This is a genomic window from Streptomyces europaeiscabiei, assembly GCF_001550375.1.
In the GTDB taxonomy this organism is placed as follows: Bacteria; Actinomycetota; Actinomycetes; order Streptomycetales; family Streptomycetaceae; genus Streptomyces; species Streptomyces europaeiscabiei.
This window is the reverse complement of record NZ_LRTR01000560.1, coordinates 1-1049: the sequence shown is the minus strand read 5'-3', so window position 1 is coordinate 1049 and position 1049 is coordinate 1. Positions and strand designations below refer to the sequence as shown.

Annotated in this window: 1 pseudogene; it reads left to right on the top strand. The window is 77.0% G+C overall.

The annotated features are described in order from the left end of the window. Positions 1 to 16: 16 nt before the first annotated feature. Positions 17 to 1049 (top strand): annotated as a pseudogene (locus AWZ10_RS27375) (hypothetical protein); the annotation flags it as partial.

Below are 1049 nucleotides of genomic sequence, written 5' to 3'. Positions count from 1 at the left end.
GGCCGCCCTGTGGGTCGTGCGCGGGCTGCGCGGTGCCCGTGCCCGGCACGACGGCCACCGGCTGGCCGACCTGGTCGCCAACGTGCGCGAACTGCTGCTCACCACCGGTCTGTTGTCGGCGGCGGACCCGGACCCCGCCCTCGTCGGCACGGCCCGCCGCGCCTACCGGCCGGGCGGCGGTCTGCGGGTGCACGGTGTGTGCCGGGAGCCGGTGATCTCGGCCACCGGCTACGGCGGTGTCGTCACCCATCTCGTCTCCGACGACGGGCGCTGGTTCTCCGTCGCCGACGTCAAACCGGGCGGCCCGGCCCGCGCCCGGGGTGCCGCCACGGCCACCGTCGCCCTCGGCTCCGGCACCCTCGACCACGCCCAGCTCTCCCGTGGCGGACTGCTGATCTCCGGCGCCACGCTCTCCCCGGACGGCCGCCTCGGTTCCGGCAAGGGAGTGCGGGCCACTCCGCTCGCCGGTCTCTCCTGGACGTCGGGGCCGCTCGCTGCCCTCTTCACCCGCCCCTTGGCTGAGGCGGTCGCCGAACGGCTGACGGGCAGCCCCGGCGCCGACCCCGAACAGGCCGAGCAGGCCGCGCGCACACTGATCGGCTGTGACCTGGTCCTCGTCGGCGCGGCGGGCGACCACCTGCTCGCCCGCGAGCTGTCCCCCGCCGGGCATTCGGCCACCGAGGGCCTCCTCGTCCGGCTGACGCCGGCCAACGCTCACCCCGACCTCGCGCACACCGCCAACTTCCTTCAGCTCGCCGCGCGGCCCGGCCTGCGGCTGCGCGTGCTCGGCCGCCTCGAACCCGACCGCGCCGCCACGCTCCGCCCTCTCGCGATCGGACCGGCCCCGGACACGGACGCGACCCTGCGGCTGCCGGACGGCTGGCAGGGCCACGCCGATCTGGGTTACGACCGGCTCCAGGGCACGCACTTCCCGCCACCGGGCGACCTGCCCACCGTGGACGGCCTCGTGGGTGTCCCGCCCGACCCGCTCGCCGAGGCCCCGTTGTGGCGGCTGCGCCGACTGGTCGAGGTCGCCGTGTCCGGGGGCC